Raw genomic sequence first — 15,784 nt, forward strand, 5'->3', positions numbered from 1 at the left:
GAGAAAGGGCGACGGGATGGCCGTCACCGCTCACGGTTACGTCTCCGCGATCCAGTCGGTCATCGACCGGATCGCCCTTACCCAGGTCGACACCGTCAGCCAGGCGGCCGACCACATCACCGCCGCGCTGCGCGCCGGCGGCCTCCTCCAGGCGTTCGGCACGGGACACTCCGAGGCGGTGGCGGTGGATTTCGCCGGCCGCGCCGGGGGCCTCGTGCCGACGAACAAGATCCTCCTTCGGGACCTCGTCGTCTACGGCGGCGCGGACCCGAAGATCCTCGAGGACGAGAAGCTGGAGCGCGATCCGAGCATCGCGGTCCGGCTCTACGAGATCGCCGCGCCGCGTCCGGAGGACGTGTTCGTGATGGCCTCACAGTCGGGGATCAACGGGGGGATCGTCGAGATGGCGCTGCTGATCAAGCAGCGTGGGCACAAATTGATCGCGATCACATCGGTCGAGCACACCGCTCGGGTGTCCCCCAGGCACCCCTCGGGCCAGCGGCTCGCCGACATTGCCGACGTCGTGCTGGACAACGGCGCGCCGTACGGCGACGCACTGCTGTCGCTGGAGAGCGGCGGCGCGGTCTGCCCGGTCTCATCGGTCACCAACGCGCTGCTCGCGCAGCTGGTGGTCGCCGAGGTCGTGCGACGCATCGAGGCTGCGGGCGAGGTGGCACCCGTCTACCTGTCCGCAAACGTCCCTGGCGGGGACGAGCACAACCACACCCTCGAGTCGCGGTACGCCGGGCGTGTCCGGCGAACCGCCTGACCCGAACCGAGGAGACCCCCAAAATGTCCAATGATCTGACTCGTCGTACCGTCCTGAAGCGGGCGGGGGCCGTGGCCGCGCTCGCGACGCCGGCCGCCGGTCTGCTCGCCGCCTGCGCCGACAGCAGCAGCGACAGCCCGTCCGACTCGAACACCGGGGCCGTCAGCGCCAACAACCCGCTGGGCGCCCCGGAGGACCAGCCGATCAACGTCGTCATCTTCAACGGTGGCTACGGCGACAAGTACGCCACGGACGTGCACGAGCCGCTGTACAAGAAGGCGCACCCGAAGTCCGAGGTCAAGCACCAGTCGAGCCAGGCCATCAGCACCCTGGTCCAGCCGCTGATCTCCGGCGGCAACGCCCCCGAGTTCGTCAACAACTCGGGTGAGAAGTCGATGGACTTCGGCGCCCTGGTCGCCGACGGCCAGCTGCAGGACCTCACGCCGCTGTTCGACGCGCCGTCGGTCGACGACGCGAGCAAGAAGGTCCGCGACACCCTGATGCCGGGCGCCATCGAGGCCGGCTCGTTCAACGGCAAGCCGTACGTGCTGTACTACGTCTCCACCGTGTTCGGCATCTGGTACTCGGGCAAGCTCTTCGGCGACCACAACTGGAAGGCGCCGACCACGTGGAGCGAGTTCACCGCGCTCTGCGAGGACATCAAGAAGGCCGGTATCGCGCCCTACGCCTACGCCGGTGCGAACGCCGCCTACTACCAGTGGAACGTCATCCTCACCAGCGCCGCCAAGATCGGTGGCACGGACGTCCTCAAGAACATCGACAACCTCGAGGACGGTGCCTGGAAGGCCGACGCGGTCAAGCAGGCCGCCGAGGCGTGGGCCGAGATCGGCGCCAAGTACAACCTGCAGGGCGCGGAGGGTCTCAAGCACACCGACGTCCAGCTCAAGCAGGACCAGTACCAGCTGGCGATGTACCCGTCCGGTGACTGGCTCGAGAACGAGCAGAAGAAGGACACACCGGCCGACTTCAAGTACCAGATGTTCACGACGCCGAGCATCACGTCGTCGGACAAGCTCAAGTCGACCGCGGTGCGCGCGGCCGCCGGCGAGGGCTACATCGTGCTGGCCAAGAGCAAGAACCCCAAGGGCGGCATGGAGTACATGCGCCAGATGCTGTCGAAGGCGGGCGGCAAGGGCTTTACGGAGACCGTCAAGGCGCCCACCATTGTCCAGGGGAGCACCGAGGGCCTGACCTTCACCCCCGGTGTCCAGTCCTCGCAGGACGCCCTCAAGGCGGCCGGCCAGGAAGTCTTCAACCTGTACTTCGACGGCTGGTACAAGGACCTCGACAAGGAGGCCCGTACCGCCACCAACGAGCTCATGTTCGGCCGCATCAAGGCCGACGCCTTCGTCGAGCGCATCCAGAAGAAGGCCGACGAGATCAAGAAGGACTCGTCCATCACCAAGTTCAAGCGCTGATCGGAGCCTGATCATGCGGCACGGAAGATACCCCTTCATTCTGGGGTTCCTGGTTGCGCCGGTGACGCTTTACGCGATCTTCGTCCTGTCCCCGTACGTGCAGACGATTCGTCTGTCGTTCACTCAGTGGCGCGGATTCGTCCCGCCCAAGTGGAACGGGACGGAGAACTACTCGCGCATGTTCCAAAACCACCGGTTCTGGCAGGCGCTGGAGCACCACGCGATCATGCTGGTCTTCCTGCCGCTGATCACCATCGCGTTCGCCCTGGTCTTTGCCTTCATGCTCAACGTGGGGGGCAAGGGCCAGGGCGGCCAGACCCGTGGCGTCTGGGGGTCGAAGTTCTACCGCGTGGTGTTCTTCCTCCCCCAGGTGCTCGCGATCCCGGTCATCGCGGTGCTGTTCCAGACGGTGTACCGGCCGAACGAGTCCGGCCTGATCAACGGCGTGCTGCTGAAGGCGGGGCTGGACAAGCCGATCGGCTTCCTGATCGAGAAGAACCTGGCGCTGCCCTCGATCATCGCGGTGCTGGTGTGGCAGGCGGTCGGCTTCTACGTGGTGCTCTTCTCGGCGGGCATGGCCAACATCCCCGGCGAGATCTACGAGGCGGCCGAGCTCGACGGCGCGTCCAAGGTCCGGCTGTTCTTCTCGGTGACGCTGCCGCTGCTGTGGGACACGCTGCAGACGGCGTGGGTGTACCTGGGAATCATGGCCTTCGACGGCTTCGCCATCGTGCAGGTGCTGGCCCAGGACAACGGCGGCCCCGACGGCGCCACCACGGTCCTCGGCCTGGAGATCTACAACAACATGCAGCAGAGCCGCCTCGGCGACGCGAGCACCTACGGCGTCGCGCTGTGCCTGCTGACCCTCACCTTCGCCGCGCTGACGCTGCGCGTCACCCGGCGCGAAGCGTACGAGTTCTGAGAGGCCAGGAATGACCGCCATCACCGGCCGGGTGACTCCTGGCCAGCAGAGCGGACCGAGCCACGCCGCCCCCCGGGCGGCGCGGCCGGCCAACCGGCGCAGGTTCAACCTGCTCGGCGGCATCGGCCACGTCCTGCTGGCCGTGTGGGCCCTGCTCATCATTGTGCCGCTGATCTGGGTGTTCCTGGCCTCGTTCAAGAACACCACCGAGATTTTCAGCGCCCCGTGGACCATGCCGGACCACCTTCGCTGGGAGAACTGGGGCCGGGCCTGGAACAAGGCGCACGTCGGCCGCTACGTGCTCAACAGCGTGCTCGTCGTGAGCATCAGCACGGCCGGCACGATGCTGCTGTCCTCGATGGCGGCGTACGTGCTGGCGCGGTACCGCTTCTGGGGCAACCGGATCATCTACTTCGCGTTCGTGGCCGGTATCGCGTTCCCGCCGTTCCTCGCCGTCGTCCCGCTGTTCTTCGTCGTGAAGAACTTCGGGCTGCTCAACAGCTACACCGGCCTGATCCTGGTGTACATCGCGTACTCCCTGCCGTTCACGATCTTCTTCCTGTCGGCGTTCTTCCGGTCGCTGCCCAACTCGGTGGCCGAGGCGGCGACGATCGACGGGGCGTCGCACACCCGGCTGTTCTTCTCGGTGATGCTGCCGATGGCCAAGCCGGGCCTGATCAGCCTCACGATCTTCAACCTGATCGGGCAGTGGGCGCAGTACCTCCTGCCCCTGGTCCTGATGGCCGGGGCGAAGGACAAGTGGGTGCTCACGCAGGGCATCGCCGACATCTCGACCGCGGCCGGCTACGAGGCCGACTGGTCGGGCCTGTTCGCGGCGCTGACCATCTCGATCCTGCCGATGATCGTGATGTACATCATCTTCCAGCGTCAGATCCAGGCCGGTCTCACCGCCGGCGCCGTCAAGTAGGTCCCGCGCCCCGCGTGCGGGGTGCGGTGTAATGGCTCGTGCTCGTCGCGCTGGTGCCGTCCGGGGCCGGTGGTCTGCTCAGACCGCTGGCCGACGACGGCACGCCCGCCGGGCCCGAGCGGTTCGTCCCCGATCTGGCGGGGGCGGTCGCGGAAGTCGAGTCACGCGACCGCCCCCGCTGGCTTTGGGCCTCCACGGCCGAGATCTATCCCCGGCTGGTACAGCGGGGAGTCCGCGTCGAGCGCTGCCACGACCTCGAACTGGCCGAGGCGCTCCTGCTCGGCGCCGAGGGCGCGTGGGGCCAGCCGCGCACGATCGCCGCGGCGACCGCCCGGCTGGCCGGGCTCCCGGTGCCGCCGGACCCTCCCGCCCGGGCCGCCGAGCCCCCGGGACTGTCGCAGGATTCGCTGTTCGACGCGTTCGACGCTCCCGCGGTACCGCTGGACGACCTCCTGGCCGTCTACCAGGCCCAGCGGCGGCGGATCGAGGCGCTGCCCGAGCTGCCGTCCGCCCACCCCCTCGCGCCGCGGGCCGGCGCCATGCGCACCCTCGTGGCCGCCGAGTCGGCCGGCGCGCTCGTCGCCGTCGAGATGGGCCTGGCCGGCCTGCCCTGGCGGGCAGATGTCCACGACGCCCTGCTGCGCGAGTTGCTCGGCCCGCCCTCGCCGGTCGGCGGCCCGCCGGCCCGCCTGGCCGAGCTGGGCGTCCGGCTCAACGAGGCCCTCGGTCAGCGAGTGCACGCCGACTCGCCGGCCGAGCTGCTGCGGGCCTTCGCCCGGGCCGGCATCATGCTGCGCAGCACCCGCAAATGGGAGCTGGAGCACGTCGACCACCCGGCCGTGCCGATCCTGCTGGAGTACAAGGAGCTGTACCGCCTCTGGACGGCGCACGGCTGGTCCTGGCTGGACCAGTGGGTCACCGGCGGCCGGTTCCGGGCCGAGTACATCCCCGGCGGCGTCGTCTCCGGCCGCTGGGCCACCCGTGGCGGCGGCGCCCTGCAGATCCCCAAGATCGTGCGCCGGGCCGTGGTCGCCGACCCCGGCTGGGCGCTGGTCGTGGCCGACGCCGGCCAGCTGGAGCCCCGGGTGCTCGCCGCCGTCGCCGGCGACCGGCGCCTGGCCCGCGCGGGCGCGGCCGGCGACCTCTACGCGGCCCTGGCCACCGAGGCGTTCGACGGCGACCGGGCCAAGGCCAAGATCGCCATGCTCGGCGCGATGTACGGCCAGACCGGCGGCAACGCCGCGCCCGCCCTCGCCGCGCTGCGCCGCTTCTACCCGACGGCCTGGGACCTGGTCGAGGAGGCGGCCCGCACCGGGGAGAGCGGGGGACTGGTGCGCACCTGGCTCGGGCGCACCTGCCCGCCGGCCTCGGTCAGCTGGCGAGAGGGCTTCGACGAGCCCGGCGCCGAGGTCGAGTCCCGCGGCGGGGCCAAGGGCCGGGCCCGCGGCCGGTTCACCCGCAACTTCGTCATCCAGGGCACCGCGGCCGAGTGGGCCCTGGTCCTGCTGGCCCGCCTCCGCGCGGCGCTGGCCGGCCGCCGCGCGGAGCTGGTCTTCTTCCAGCACGACGAGGTCATCGTGCACTGCCCCCAGGAGGAGGCCCAGGAGGTCGCCGCGGCCGTGCACGCGGCCGGCGACGAGGCCCGCCGCCTGCTCTTCGGCGACACCGAGGTGCGCTTCCCCCTGGACGTGACGATCGTCGGGCGCTACTCCGACGCGAAGTAGGCGGCCAGCATGTCCGTGTGCGCGGGGAAGCACAGCTGCGCCGGCTCGAGGGCGATCTCGATGCCCTGCGTCTCCTCGTTGCTGACCGACGCCGGCAGCTCGGCCAGCGGGCGGGCCGGGAGCAGCGCGAAGATGAGGATGCTGCGGGGCACGCTGTGCACGTCGAAGAGGCGCACGTCGGCCGGGTCGGCCAGGATCGTGGTCTCCTCGCGCAGCTCCCGGACCGCGGCCTCCTGCCAGGTCTCGCCCACCTCGATGAAGCCGCCCGGCAGGGCCAGCTCGCCGATGAACGGCGGGATGTTGCGGCGGACCACCAGCACCCCGCGGCCGTTGTCGGTATCGACCGGCAGCAGGTTCACCGCGACCGGCGTGGGGTTGAGCCAGGTCGTCTCGCCACAGGCCGCGCACACCCGCGGCCAGGCCGACCCTTGCGGATAGGCGGCGCCGCAGTACGAGCAGTGATCATGGAGGGCCATGAGCATGCAGCCTACCGATCGGCGCCCGTCTGGGTCGATCGGAGCGGAGCCTCATCGAGCCGGACTGGGCGGCGTATTAATCTGATGCGCGTCGGTAAGGGACGCGACCATTCGTAGGAGTCCGCACTGAGCGCGATCGTCGGACTGGTTCTCGCCGCAGGCGGCGGCCGCCGGTATGGCGGGCCCAAGGCGCTCGTGCGCCACGAGGACGGCCGCCTGCTGGTCGAGCGCGCCGTCGCCACGCTCCGCGACGGCGGCTGCACGCGGATCTGGGTCGTGCTCGGCGCCGAGGCGGGCCGGGTCCGCGACGAGGCGCAGCTCGGCGACGCCCACCTGCTGGAGAACCCGGCCTGGAAGAGCGGCATGGGCTCCTCGCTGCGGGTCGGCCTGGCCGCCCTGGCCGAGACCGACGCCGAGGCGGCCGCCGTGCTGCTCGTCGACACCCCCGGCATCGGGCCCGACGCCGTGGCCCGGTTGCTGGCTGCCGCTCCGCCCGGGCCGGGCGCCCTGCTGACCGCGACCTACAAGGGCAAGCGCGGCCACCCGGTGATCCTCGGCCGCGGTCACTGGGCCGGGGTGAGCACGCTGGCCACGGCCGACGTCGGGGCGCGCGCCTACCTGGTCGCCCACGCCGGCGACGTGCAGGGCGTGCCGTGCGAGGACATCGCCGACGACACCGACCTCGACGTACCGCCGGTGGATTGACCCCCGTCGTCCCGCTCCTGGCGAATTAACGCCGGTGCCGGTTCGTGGCGCATAGTGGGAGCGTGCCGGACTTCGCGTCGCCGGCCGCTCTCGCGGCGCGCCTGGCCGACGCGGGCTACCTCGCCGACGAGGGGCTCGCGATGGCGGGCTTCCTCGCCCTGCGCCTGGGCCGGCCGATCTTCCTCGAGGGTGACGCCGGGGTGGGCAAGACCGCGTTCGCGGCCGCCCTGGCCGCGGCGGCCGGGGTCGAGCTCATCCGGCTGCAGTGCTACGAGGGGCTCGACGCCGCCCAGGCCCTCTACGACTGGGACTTCCCCCGCCAGGTGCTGCACCTGCGGGCCGTGGAGGCGGCCGGGCGGGGCGAGCTGTCGGCCGACCAGCTGGAGGCCGGCCTCTACGACCGGCGCTTCCTGATCGCCCGGCCGCTGCTGCAGGCGGTCGAGCGGGCCCCGTGCGTGCTGCTGGTCGACGAGATCGACCGGGCCGACGACGAGTTCGAGGCGTACCTGCTGGAGCTGCTGGCCGACGCCGCGGTCACCGTGCCCGAGCTCGGCCGGATCGAGGCCGCCGAGCCGCCGGTCGTGGTCGTCACCAGCAACCGCACCCGCGAGGTGCACGACGCGCTGAAGCGCCGCTGCCTCTACCACTGGGTGGCCCACCCGACGCCCGAGCGGGAGGCCGCGATCCTGCGCGCCCGGCTGCCCGGCGTCGGCGAGCGGCTCGCCGTCGCCGTCGCCGCGGCCACCGCCCGGCTGCGCACCCTCGACCTGGTCAAGCCGCCCGGGGTGGCCGAGGCGATCGACTGGGCGGCGGCGCTGGACGCGCTCGGGCTGACCGCGCCCGGGCCGCAGACCCTCGGCGTGGTGCTCAAGGTGCGCGAGGACATCGAGCTGGTGCGGGATTCCGATGTACTCGCTTGACCGGCTCCTGTCGTTCTGGACCGCCCTGGACGCGGCCGGGCCCGAGCACGCCTACTGGGTCGGCCGGCTCACCCTGTGCGGCTCGCCCGAGGACATCGAGCGCTACGACGCGGCCTGGCGGGGCCACGCCGGGCAGGCGGCGGCGAAGGGCACGCCGTGGCAGGTGCGCCGGCTGCCCGAGCGGTCGCTGTTGCGCGCCACGATGCCGCCGCAGGTCGCGGCGGGCGGCGGCGATCCCGCGCTGGCGGTGCGGGCGTCGGCGCACGAGGTACTGCGCCATCGCGACCTCGCGACCCTCTCGCCCGTGGAGCGCACGGAGGCCCAGCGGCTGCTGTCGCTGACCGCGGGCGCCCACCCGATGCGGACCGGCCGGCGGTACACCCCGGCCCCGCGCGGCGCCGTCGACCGCCGCCGCACCGTGCGCCACCTGCTGCGCGGCCCCGGCGTGCTGCTGCGCCGGGCCCGCCGCCCGCGCCCGCGCAAGCTGGTGCTGCTCGTCGACGTCTCCGGCTCCATGTCGCCCTACGCCGACGCGCTGCTGCGCTTCGCCCACGCGCTGGTCCGCCACCGTCCACGGTGGACCGCCGCCTACGCGCTGGGCACCCGGCTCACCCCGCTCTCGGCCGCGCTGCGGGTCCGCGACCCGGAGGCCGCGCTGCGCCGGGCCGGGCAGCTCATCCCGGACTGGCGCGGCGGCACCCGGCTCGGCGACACGCTGGCCGCCTTCGTGCGCGGCGACGGCCACCGCGGCGCCGCCCGCCGGGCCGTGGTCGTGATCTTCAGCGACGGGTGGGAGACCGGCGACCCGGCCCGCCTGGCCGGTACCGTGGCGCATCTGCGCCGGCTCGCCGCCCGGGTCGTCTGGGTCAGCCCGCACGCCGGGCGGCCCGGCTTCGCCCCGTCCGCGGGCGGGCTGGCCGCGGTGCTGCCGCACGTCGACGCCCTCGTGGCGGGCCATACGATCGCGGCGCTGGAGGCGTTGGTGGAGAACATGGAGGTTCGCCGTGCGTGAGGTGTTGGACGAGCTGCTGGGCTGGTGGCGGGCCGGGGAACCGGTCGGGATGGCCACCGTGGTGCGCACCTGGCGCAGCTCGCCCCGCCCGGCGGGCGCCACGATGCTGGTCGGCCCGGACGGCACCGCCGTCGGCAGCGTGTCCGGCGGCTGCGTGGAGGGCGCCGTGTACGAGCTGGCCCGCGAGGTGGTCGCGGCCGGCGCCCCGGTCGTGCAGCGCTACGGCGTCAGCGACGACGACGCGTTCGCCGTCGGGCTGACCTGCGGCGGCATCATCGAGCTGCTGGTCGAGCCGGTCAGCCGGGCGTCGTTCCCGGAGCTGGACCGGGTGGCCGCGGCGATCCGCCGCCGCGACCCGGTCGCGGTCGTCTCCGTCGTCGAGGGCCCCGCCGGCCGCCTCGGCCGCCGGCTCGTGGTCTGGCCCGACTCGGTCGACGGGACGCTGGGCTCGCCCCGGCTCGACGCCGCCGCCACCGACGACGCCCGCGGCCTGCTCGCCGCCGGCCGGACCGACACGCTGCACTACGGCCCGGACGGGGAGCGCCGCGGCGAGGGCCTGACGCTCTTCGTCGCCTCGTACGCCCCACCGGCCCGGATGCTCGTCTTCGGGGCCATCGACTTCGCCGCGTCCGTCGCGCGGATGGGGGGCTTCCTGGGGTACCACGTGACGGTCTGCGACGCCCGCCCGGTCTTCGCCACGTCGAAACGGTTCCCCGGGGCCGACGACGTGGTGGTCGACTGGCCGCACCGCTACCTCCAGGGGGAGATCGACGCCGGCCGGGTCGACGGGCGCACCGTGGTGTGCGTGCTCACCCACGACCCGAAGTTCGACGTGCCGGTGCTGCAGGTGGCGCTCACCCACGACTTCGCCTACATCGGCGCGATGGGGTCGCGGCGCACGCACGACGACCGGATGGCCCGGCTGCGCGAGGCCGGGGTCGCAGAGGCGGAGCTGGCCCGGCTGTCCTCGCCGATCGGGCTGGACCTGGGCGCCCGCACGCCGGAGGAGACGGCGGTGAGCATCGCAGCCGAGATCATCGCGGGCCGGTGGGGCGGCGGCGGGGCCCGGCTGACCACCACCGCCGGCCGCATCCACCACGGTTAGCGCTGCCCGGTCTTCAGCAGGTGCGCCAGCCGCCGGGGCTGGTCCAGCGGGATGAGCGTGTAGCTGTCCGCCACCAGCTCCAGCCGGGCCTGCGGCAGCAGCGCGGCCAGGCGCCGGCCGTGCTCGGGCGGCATCACCCGGTCCCGCTCGGCCCACACCACCAGGGCCGGCCGGTCGAACGCGGCCAGGCGCCCGGCGGCGCGCTCCAGCACGGCGCGGTCGGCGAAGGCGGCCCGCAGCACCCGCACCGCGTCCGCCGCGATCCCCGGCACGGTCAGGATCGGGCGCACCCAGCCGCTGGTGACCGCGTCGCCGCGCAGGGTGAGCCGGCCGAAGGCGATCGGCAGCCGGCGGGCCGGGCGCAGCCGCATCTGCTGCATGAACGCCTTGAACGCCCCGGCCGGCAGGCGGCCGAGCAGCGCGATGGTGCGCCCGGTGAGGCCCGGGGGCAGGTTGTCGAACGCCTCGCAGGAAACGAGCACCAGCGTGCCGACGCGCCCGTTGCGCTCCGGGTCGGCCGCCACGAGCTGGGCGATCGCCCCGCCGGTGTCGTTGCCGACCAGCGTCACGTCGTCGAGGCCGAGCCGCTGCATGAGCTCGGCGACCAGCCCGGCGACGCCCGGCAGCGACAGGTCGGCGTCCCGGCGCACCGGGCGCCGGTGCGCGCCGAAGGGGAGGGTCGGGACGATGCAGCGGTACGTGTCCGAAATCTCGGACACGACGGAACCCCAGAGGGTCTCGTCCATGAGGAGCCCGTGCAGGAGGAGCGCGACGGGCCGGTCGCCCCCGGTGTCGAGGTACTCGATGGTCCCGGCGCTCAGCTCGATCTCGGCCATGCCATGAAGTGAACCACGTGGTTCACATTGTCGCCAGGTCCCGCTCCTCCTCGTGGCGCAGGGCCCGCAGCAGCGCCCGCAGCCCGGCGTCGACGCCCTCGTGGTCACCGCCGGTCACCCGGTCCAGCAGCAGCCCGCGGAGGGTGGCGAGGATCATCTCGGCGACCTCGCGCCGGCGCCGCTCGTCCCAGTGCGCGGGACAGATCGCCAGCAGCGCGGGCAGGTACTGCTCGGTGGCCTCCCGGCCGAACTTGGCGTAGCGGCCCGGGTCGTACATCGCCAGCCCGGTCGACTGCTCCAGCACCCGGTGCCCGAAGCGCGGGTCGGTGAGCACCGGCCAGATCGCCTCGACCCGTCCGGCCAGCGTCGTCGCGCTGCCGGCCGCCGCGGCGAGGCTGTGGTCGATGCGCCGCTGCCGAAGCCGGTCGACCGCCAGCACGAGCAGGTCGTCGACCCCGTCGAAGTGGTACAGCAGCACCTTGTGCGTGGTCCCGGCCGCGCGGGCCGCCCGCCGCAGCGAGAAGTCCACGAGCCCGTTCTCGGCCAGGTCCTCGACCACCTTCTCCAGCAGCTCCTGGCGCCGCGCCAGCCCGCGCTCGGTCCCGGCCGAGCGCCGGTAGCCCTTTTCGTTGTCCTCCGGCACCCCAACAGGTTGCCACCCTGCCGGCCGGTTCTTTCCAGCCGCAGGGCCGGTACCGCCCGCACGGCCCCCGGCCTACCCTCGGCGGATGCTCGCGACGATGCTGGCCGCCGCGGCGATCGCGGCCGTCTACGTCCTCCTCATCGCCCACCACCTGCGCCGGGCGGCCATCGACTCCGGGCCGGCCCGCCAGCTGAACCGGGCCGAGCGCGCGGCCGCCGCCCGGCTGCTGACCGGCGACCTGGACCGCGCCGCCTACCGGGCCGCGATGGAGGCCCTGGCCGCCCAGGAGTCCACCGCCCGCCCGCTGCTCGCACCCACCATGGACTAGGTGCACGCTCAGGCCCAGGGGCGCAGCTTCTCCGGGTTGCGGATCGCCCAGATGTTGGTGATCCGGCCGCCGGCGACCTGGAACGCGAACACGGTGACCGTGACGCCGTCCAGCTGCCCCACCAGCCCGGGCTGGCCGTTGACCGTGCGCTCCACCAGCGTCAGCCCCGGCGCGACGCGGGCGATGCTGAGGTAGGTGCGGGCGATCCGCTCCGCCCCCTCGACCGGCCGCCGCAGGGCGCCGACCAGGCCGCCGCCGTCGGCGACGAGGGTGGCGCCGGGGTCGAGCAGCCCGACGAGGGCCTTGACGTCCTTGGCCTCCCACGCCCGCTTGAAGTCCCGCACGACGCCGGCCCGCGTCCCCGCCGGCGTGACCGGCCGCCGCGAGTCGCGGATGCGGCGGCGGGCGGAGAGGGCCAGCTGGCGGCAGGCGGCCGGCGTGCGGCCGATGATCTCGCCCACCTCGGCGAACGAGTAGCGGAAGACGTCGTGCAGGACGAAGGTGACGCGCTCGGCCGGCGTCATGTGGTCCAGCACGACGAGGAACGCCATGCTGATCGACTCGTCGAGGGTGATCCGGTCCGCCGGGTCGGCCGCAGCCGCGTCCGCCCATTCCCGCCGCTCGGGCAGCGGCTCGGGGATCCACTCGCCCACGTAGCGCTCCCGGCGGGCCCGGGCCGAGCCGAGCAGGTTGAGGCAGGTGCGGGTGGCCACCGTGGTCAGCCAGGCGCCCGGCGAGGCGATCGCGTCGCGGTCGTGCGGGGAGAGGGCGTACCAGCGGGCGTAGGCCTCCTGCACGACGTCCTCGGCGTCGGCCAGGGAGCCGAGCATCCGGTACGCCACGTTGGTCAGCTGCCGGCGTTCGCTCATGACTCGGTCGCTCATACCTTCTCCGACCGGACAGCGCACCGGAATGTGAGGTCCGTCCCGCGACAGGCGCCGAGCCTGACGTTCCGGGCGGCTGCCTTGTCGGAACGGGCATGACCGACTTTCAAGCGATCGCCGACCGCGTCGAGATCGAGGCGCTGCGCGGCGAGTTCACCGACGCCGTCATGATGCGCGACCGGGCCCGCCTCGCGTCGCTGTTCACCGAGGACGGCGTGCTGCGGATGCCCCCCGTCGCCGAGATGACCGGGCGCGAGGAGATCCGCGTCGTGGGCGAGCGGCTCCAGGCGCAGTGGGACTTCTTCGTGCAGAACTCGCATCCCGGCATCATCGAGCTCGACGGCGACACCGCGACCGGCCGCACCTACATGCAGGAGATCGCCCGGCTGCTCGACGGCAAGCAGGGCGTCAACTACGCCGTCTACCACGACCGGTACCGGCGCACCGGGGACGGCTGGAAGTTCAGCGAGCGCGTGTACGAGATGCGTTACGTCGACATGTCCCCCCTCGGGGGCAACGCACCGGGGGCCGGGGCATGACGACCCTCGAACGAGCGGCCGAGGCGCTGGCCGGCAACGGCTTCACCGTCGAGATCCTCGACAGTGCCGCCGAGGCCCGGGTCCGGGTCGAGGAGCTGATCCCGGCGCAGGCGTGCGTCTTCACCGCCGCGAGCGAGACGCTGCGGCTGTCCGGCATCGACGACGACATCAACCGCAGCGGCCGGTACCGGGCCGTCAAGCCCCGCGCGGCGACCATGGACCGGGCCGCCGAGGGCGACGACCTGCGCCGGCTGGTCGCCACCCCGGACGTGGTCGTGGGCAGCGTCAACGCGCTCACCGAGACCGGCTCCCTGGTCGTCGCCTCGGCGACGGGGGGCCAGCTGCCGGCGTACACCGGCGGCGCCGGGCGCGCGATCTGGCTCGTCGGCGCGCAGAAGGTGGTGCCGGACCTCGACGCCGCCGTGCGCCGGGTGCAGGAGCACGTCCTGCCGCTGGAGGACGCCCGCGTCCGCCGGACCCACGGGCAGCCCAGCGCCGTCAACCAGCTGCTGGTCCTCAACGCCCCGCCCCGGCTCGGCCACGTCACGGTCCTGCTGCTGCGCGAGACGATCGGGTACTGAGGATGCCGGCATGGGTCCTGCGCGCCGTCGTCAGCGCGCACCTGGTGGCGATCGCCGCCCAGCCGGTGTTCGCCGGGGTGTACCTCAGCGGCGACTTCGACGCCCTGCGCTGGCACGCGACCGGCGCCGACGTGGTCACCTCGATCGGCTACGTGCAGCTGATCGTGGCGGCGGTGGCCTGGGCCCGCACCCGCCGGCCGGGGCTCTTCCCGCCCACGGCCGGCCTGGTGACGGCCGAGACGGTGCAGTACTTCGCCGGTCTGGACGGCGCCCTGTGGCTGCACATCCCGCTGGGCGTGCTGACCGTCGTCGGCGTCGTCGTGCAGTTCCTGCTCGTCTGGCGGACACGGGAGGGGACAGGCGTTGTCTGAGCACGACCTGACCAGGCGGCGGGTGCTGGGCCTCGGGTTGGTGGCGGTCGCGGGCCTGTCGGCCTCGGCCGCCCTGGCCCGCCGCCCCGCGGCCACCGGCGCCCAGCTGCGCAGCGCCCTGCCGCTGCCGGAGCCCTACCGGACGCCGCTGCCGATCCCGCCGGTGCTGCGACCGGCCGGCGACGGGAGGTACACCATCGCCCAGCGCGAAACGGTCATGGAGATCCTGCCGGGCGTGCACACGCCGATGTGGACCTATGAGGGCACCTTCCCCGGCCCGACGATCGAGTCGCGGCGGGGGCGCCCGATCACCGTCACGCACCGCAACGAGCTGCCCGTCCCGACCGTCGTGCACCTGCACGGCGGCCGGACCCCGGCGGCCTCGGACGGCTACCCGACCGACCTGATCCTGCCGGAGGGCGGCCACCACGCCGGCATGCACATGGGGAACGACCCGCGGGCCGTGGTGAGCCACGTGACGCGGGACTACACGTTCCCGCTGGAGCAGCGGCCGACCCTGCTGTGGTACCACGACCACCGCATGGACTTCACCGGCCCGGCGATCTGGCGGGGCCTGGCCGGCCTGCACATCGTCCGCGACGACGCCGAGGAGAACCTGGGCCTGCCGTCCGGCCCGCGCGAGCTGCCGCTCGTGCTCGCCGACCGGGCGTTCGCCGCCGACGGGAGCCTCGCCTACCCCGCGCTCGACCCGACGCTGCAGGAGCGCCCGGGCGTGCGGCCGGCCTACCTCGCCGGCGTGCAGGGCGACGTCATCCTGGTCAACGGCGCCCCCTGGCCGGTGCACGAGGTGGACGCGGCCCGGTACCGGCTGCGGGTCCTCAACGCGTCCAACTCCCGCCACTACGAGCTCGAGGCGCGCACCGACGACGGGCGGCGGCTGGATCTCGTGCAGGTCGGCGCCGACCAGGGCCTGCTCGCCGCGCCGGTCGTGCACGGGAGCCTGCCGATCGCGCCCGCCGAGCGCTACGACATCGTCGTCGACTTCTCGGCGGTCCCGGCCGGCGCCCGCGTGCGGCTGCGCAACCTGCTCGGCGAGGGCCGGACCACGGACGTCATGGCGTTCCGTGTCGCCCGTCGCGCGCCCGACGACAGCCGCGTCCCGCCGGTGCTCTGCACCGACCTGCCCACCTGGCGCCGCGGCGACGCCGTCCGGGTGCGCGACCTCGCGTTCCGCGCCGGGCGGATGGGCGGCGAGCACGGCTGGCTGATCGGCGGGCGCCCCTTCGACCCGGCGCGCGCCGACGTCACCACCGCACTCGGCGATGTCGAGGTGTGGCGGCTGGTCGCCGACGTCCACCACCCGGTGCACCTGCACCTGGTCGGCTTCCGGGTGCTGTCGCGGCGGGGCCGGGCGCCGCTGGCGCACGACGCGGGGCTCAAGGACACCGTCTCGCTGCGCCCGGGCGAGGCGGTGGAGATCATCACCCGCTTCGAGGGGTACCGCGGGAGGTACCTCTTCCACTGCCACAACGCCGAGCACGAGGACATGGGCATGATGGCCAACCTCGAGATCACCTGATCACACGCGGGCCGAACCGGCACTTGAGTCGATCATGATCTATGGGTTCTGCTGATGGGGCA

At 73.2% G+C, this 15,784-nt stretch carries 18 protein-coding genes; 14 read left to right on the forward strand and 4 right to left on the reverse strand.

Going from position 1 to position 15,784, the window contains the following annotated elements; all coding sequences use genetic code 11:
- Positions 1-16 precede the first annotated feature (16 nt).
- From ABD352_RS23045 to ABD352_RS23065, 5 genes are all read left to right on the forward strand, one after another.
- Complete coding sequence (locus tag ABD352_RS23045; protein WP_344614614.1) at positions 17-769, forward strand: sugar isomerase domain-containing protein; 753 nt, start codon at positions 17-19, stop codon at positions 767-769.
- Positions 770-792: 23 nt separating this feature from the next.
- Positions 793-2,208, forward strand: a complete 1,416-nt coding sequence (ngcE, locus tag ABD352_RS23050; protein WP_344614517.1) for an N-acetylglucosamine/diacetylchitobiose ABC transporter substrate-binding protein — start codon at positions 793-795, stop codon at positions 2,206-2,208.
- Between the two features lie 61 nt (positions 2,209-2,269).
- On the forward strand, positions 2,270-3,130 hold the full coding sequence (locus ABD352_RS23055; RefSeq protein ID WP_344614518.1) for a carbohydrate ABC transporter permease: 861 nt from the start codon (positions 2,270-2,272) through the stop codon (positions 3,128-3,130).
- Positions 3,131-3,140: 10 nt separating this feature from the next.
- Entirely contained in the window at positions 3,141-4,058 is a 918-nt protein-coding gene (locus tag ABD352_RS23060) for a carbohydrate ABC transporter permease (RefSeq protein ID WP_344614519.1), read from the forward strand.
- Positions 4,059-4,096: 38 nt separating this feature from the next.
- A complete protein-coding gene (locus ABD352_RS23065; RefSeq protein ID WP_344614520.1) occupies positions 4,097-5,782 on the forward strand; it encodes a bifunctional 3'-5' exonuclease/DNA polymerase in 1,686 nt (561 codons plus the stop codon).
- On the opposite strand, the gene ABD352_RS23070 is transcribed toward ABD352_RS23065, so the two are convergent.
- Positions 5,764-6,258: an NUDIX domain-containing protein gene (locus ABD352_RS23070; RefSeq protein WP_344614521.1), complete on the reverse strand. Its 495-nt coding sequence runs from the start codon at positions 6,256-6,258 to the stop codon at positions 5,764-5,766. The genes ABD352_RS23065 and ABD352_RS23070 overlap by 19 nt on opposite strands.
- A gap of 144 nt (positions 6,259-6,402) precedes the next feature.
- Here ABD352_RS23070 and ABD352_RS23075 point away from each other — a divergent pair, with 144 nt between their 5' ends.
- From ABD352_RS23075 to ABD352_RS23090, 4 genes are all read left to right on the forward strand, one after another.
- Positions 6,403-6,963: a nucleotidyltransferase family protein gene (locus tag ABD352_RS23075; RefSeq protein ID WP_344614615.1), complete on the forward strand. Its 561-nt coding sequence runs from the start codon at positions 6,403-6,405 to the stop codon at positions 6,961-6,963.
- A 62-nt stretch (positions 6,964-7,025) separates the two neighbouring features.
- Positions 7,026-7,883: an AAA family ATPase gene (locus ABD352_RS23080; RefSeq protein ID WP_344614522.1), complete on the forward strand. Its 858-nt coding sequence runs from the start codon at positions 7,026-7,028 to the stop codon at positions 7,881-7,883.
- Positions 7,870-8,895, forward strand: a complete 1,026-nt coding sequence (locus ABD352_RS23085; RefSeq protein ID WP_344614523.1) for a vWA domain-containing protein — start codon at positions 7,870-7,872, stop codon at positions 8,893-8,895. Before ABD352_RS23080 ends, ABD352_RS23085 begins: the two co-directional genes overlap by 14 nt.
- Complete coding sequence (locus ABD352_RS23090; RefSeq protein ID WP_344614524.1) at positions 8,888-10,000, forward strand: XdhC family protein; 1,113 nt, start codon at positions 8,888-8,890, stop codon at positions 9,998-10,000. Before ABD352_RS23085 ends, ABD352_RS23090 begins: the two co-directional genes overlap by 8 nt.
- Here the strand turns inward: ABD352_RS23090 and ABD352_RS23095 are convergent.
- Entirely contained in the window at positions 9,997-10,836 is an 840-nt protein-coding gene (locus tag ABD352_RS23095; RefSeq protein ID WP_344614525.1) for an alpha/beta fold hydrolase, read from the reverse strand. The two genes, ABD352_RS23090 and ABD352_RS23095, sit on opposite strands and share 4 nt — an antisense overlap.
- A gap of 22 nt (positions 10,837-10,858) precedes the next feature.
- Positions 10,859-11,479, reverse strand: a complete 621-nt coding sequence (locus ABD352_RS23100; RefSeq protein WP_344614526.1) for a TetR/AcrR family transcriptional regulator — start codon at positions 11,477-11,479, stop codon at positions 10,859-10,861.
- Between the two features lie 85 nt (positions 11,480-11,564).
- Here ABD352_RS23100 and ABD352_RS23105 point away from each other — a divergent pair, with 85 nt between their 5' ends.
- The gene (locus ABD352_RS23105) at positions 11,565-11,807 is read left to right on the forward strand and encodes a hypothetical protein (protein WP_344614527.1); all 243 of its coding nucleotides are present in this window, start codon (positions 11,565-11,567) and stop codon (positions 11,805-11,807) included.
- 8 nt (positions 11,808-11,815) lie between these two features.
- On the opposite strand, the gene sigJ is transcribed toward ABD352_RS23105, so the two are convergent.
- Positions 11,816-12,691, reverse strand: coding sequence for an RNA polymerase sigma factor SigJ (sigJ, locus tag ABD352_RS23110; protein ID WP_344614528.1), 876 nt, complete (start codon positions 12,689-12,691; stop codon positions 11,816-11,818).
- Between the two features lie 95 nt (positions 12,692-12,786).
- Between sigJ and ABD352_RS23115 the strand changes: the two genes are divergently transcribed.
- Genes ABD352_RS23115 through ABD352_RS23130 form a run of 4 tightly spaced genes read left to right on the forward strand, consistent with a single transcriptional unit; the run spans position 12,787 to position 15,722 of the window.
- The gene (locus ABD352_RS23115) at positions 12,787-13,230 is read left to right on the forward strand and encodes a nuclear transport factor 2 family protein (protein ID WP_344614529.1); all 444 of its coding nucleotides are present in this window, start codon (positions 12,787-12,789) and stop codon (positions 13,228-13,230) included.
- Entirely contained in the window at positions 13,227-13,811 is a 585-nt protein-coding gene (locus tag ABD352_RS23120) for an LUD domain-containing protein (RefSeq protein ID WP_344614530.1), read from the forward strand. The genes ABD352_RS23115 and ABD352_RS23120 overlap by 4 nt, the downstream gene beginning before the upstream one ends.
- A 2-nt stretch (positions 13,812-13,813) precedes the next feature.
- Positions 13,814-14,182, forward strand: coding sequence for a hypothetical protein (locus tag ABD352_RS23125; protein ID WP_344614531.1), 369 nt, complete (start codon positions 13,814-13,816; stop codon positions 14,180-14,182).
- Positions 14,175-15,722 carry a multicopper oxidase family protein gene (locus ABD352_RS23130; protein ID WP_344614532.1) on the forward strand — a complete coding sequence of 516 codons (1,548 nt, stop codon included), beginning with the start codon at positions 14,175-14,177 and terminating at the stop codon, positions 15,720-15,722. Before ABD352_RS23125 ends, ABD352_RS23130 begins: the two co-directional genes overlap by 8 nt.
- Positions 15,723-15,784: the final 62 nt, after the last annotated feature.

The organism is Dactylosporangium salmoneum (assembly GCF_039532525.1).
GTDB classification, from domain to species: domain Bacteria; phylum Actinomycetota; class Actinomycetes; order Mycobacteriales; family Micromonosporaceae; genus Dactylosporangium; species Dactylosporangium salmoneum.